We start from the raw sequence: 2,407 nt of genomic DNA, 5'->3' as shown, positions 1-2,407 counted from the left end.
CCTTGAAAGAGTTATCTTCGAGTAATAGAGCAATGTCTTTTTGACTTTCAAATTTAGAGTCTAAGAATTTAGCCAGTTTAACTTTACTGAAAAGTTTGATTTTGCGCATTTGTTTCTGGAAATATTCCAAGTACTCAGTATTGCCGATAGCTTCTAAGCCAGCTTCTATAATTTCAATTAATTCTAATTCCCATTTGCTTTCGTGAATAAACTTAGCAAGACCTTGGTCTTTCAATATAGTGTGAAAATAGTCCACACAATAGCTTGTAAACCCGTCAGGATGGAGTTCGTCATCATTGACTTCAGATGCTCGTAAATAATTGATAACAGAAATGTTAGAGTTGATTAAATCATTGTTCTCAAAGGAATTTTCTGATATAAGTATGTATTCAAATTCTCTCATGATATGGTCGGTATTTAACAATAAAAGGCTATTCTTTGTGTGAATAGCCTTATGTATATAATTACGCTTTTTGTTCTTTGTTGAAGTAAACTAAGTAGTAGTACATTTGTTTTTCTTCATCCCATCCTTTTTCGACAAACTTATCTGCACTCTCAGGATTGATAAAGTCAAGCTTGATTTGAATATTCGTATCAAGATTAATGATGTTCTTGATTTTCTTGCGAGCATCAGTCACTGCATTATTTGCGATTGGGAAGTTGCTGATGTCTTCAATACTGTATTTTTCTCCTTTATCTACTTTGTAGTTTTTAAACTCTGCAGCTAAGTCAGGATTCTCAATTACCTCATTGATGAAGTTTGATTCTTCAAACTCGTCGTTCTTTGCAAAGTAGTTCACTGAACGGTTCATGAACATTACTTCTTCTTTTTTATCTTCTGCTGGAAGTACAACTTCTTTAGCGAAATCTTGACAGAACTTCAAGTATTTTTTAGTCATGAATGCTTCGTCTTGGAAGATATCTACAGATAAGAAATGCTCTAACCAATAACGTGCATCATATTTGTTGCTGTCAATAGTCAAGATTTTGTATCCTTCTTCTTTTTTGTAATTGAAGATAATACATCCTTTGTCTAATTTATTTAAGTTAATCCCCTGTTGTAGGATCATTTCTAAATTAGAACCATTTTCTTGGAATTGTAAGAAGTCAGCTTTAATCTCACTTTTAAATATCCCTATTGCATCAACTACATTGTTGTCTATAGATACATTGGTCAAGTAAGTAACATAAACTTCCCCATTTTTAATATGTGGGTGATTTGATTGCTCAAATAAGTGTTTTGTTATTTTCTGAGAAACTTCATGAGATTTAGCACTTGATGGAGCATTGAATAATTCACTTGCATAGTTATACATCTCATTAAATTCCAAATCAACATCATGCGCAAATTGATAATAACTCTCCTCTTTTTCTCTAAAAGGTTTGAAGAAATACTCTTTTAACAAAGGAGCTATTTCATCATTAAGTTTATATGGTTCTTCTGATAAAAAGAAGGCTTCACTTCTACTTTTATTTCCAACTCTATGGATAGAAAGTGTTTCTATGTGAGCATTAAATAAGTTAATCATGGCAAATAATAATATAAAAAGGTTATAAATCCCTTATATAAGGTTTAGTTAAATCAAAAGCGGATTAGTTCCAGTTGTCTTCGTACCCGAAGTCCTCAAAGTTGTCATCTCCGTCGAACATATCGAAATCTTCTTCATCAAAGTCATCGTCAAATTCTCCAAAGATATCATCATTCGAAACAGGATTTGCAGTAAATGATTGAGTCGGCATAGAATCAGGTAGTATACCATGAGAGAACAATAATTCAGGGTATGCATTTCCAGGTTCTTCTTCTTCAATCGCTCCTAACTCTACAAAGAAGGTAAACATATTCAAGAAATCATATACATAGATGATTTTTGTTTGATTCTCACTCAATACGCTATTGATTGGAGTAGAACTCATTGTTTTTGCTGAGTGATCTTCTCCTATATCAAATAATGAAATCTCCTCTTCAAGTTGAGTCCATTGATCATCACAGGCGTAAAATGAAGCTGCCTCCATTCCGTCAAAACCAAATGCATTTACAATAGCATTGTGTAAATCTTCCAGAGAGTCGTCTTCTAAAATAGCTATATCTCTAAAAATATCTTCTTCTGTATCAAGGATTACTCTAAATTTATATACCATAATTGTAATGTGAATTAGATGGCAAATTTAAACTTATTATTCATTTTTTTAGAATAAAAGAGTCCCTTTTTCGCTTTGTTTTTTTATGTAATACTCAGGGGTTTGACTTTCAGATTTTTATAAAAATGAGGGGCAATTTACAACTCATCCTTTAAATTCCACAACTCAGTAGTTATGTTTTGAGTATCTCTATACTTTAAAGGACATTTGTTCTAACAAAAAAATAAATGATTATGAATGTTATAATCTCGTTTACGCTATTTTTGAT

Annotated in this window: 3 protein-coding genes; all 3 read right to left on the bottom strand. The window is 31.8% G+C overall.

Going from position 1 to position 2,407, the window contains the following annotated elements; translation table 11 throughout:
• Nucleotides 1-403 (bottom strand): hypothetical protein (locus tag GOQ24_RS12525; RefSeq protein ID WP_160339836.1); only part of this gene is annotated, 403 nt, incomplete at its 3' end.
• A 61-nt stretch (nt 404-464) separates the two neighbouring features.
• Nucleotides 465-1,529, bottom strand: coding sequence for a nucleoid-associated protein (locus GOQ24_RS12520; RefSeq protein ID WP_155092338.1), 1,065 nt, complete (start codon nt 1,527-1,529; stop codon nt 465-467).
• Nucleotides 1,530-1,593: 64 nt separating this feature from the next.
• Nucleotides 1,594-2,139, bottom strand: a complete 546-nt coding sequence (locus GOQ24_RS12515; RefSeq protein WP_155092339.1) for an IS1096 element passenger TnpR family protein — start codon at nt 2,137-2,139, stop codon at nt 1,594-1,596.
• Nucleotides 2,140-2,407: the final 268 nt, after the last annotated feature.

This window comes from Myroides sp. LoEW2-1 (assembly GCF_009767705.1).
Classification (GTDB): domain Bacteria; phylum Bacteroidota; class Bacteroidia; order Flavobacteriales; family Flavobacteriaceae; genus Flavobacterium; species Flavobacterium album_A.
Note: the sequence above shows the minus strand (reverse complement) of the source record. Positions and strands in the feature narration are given on the sequence as shown.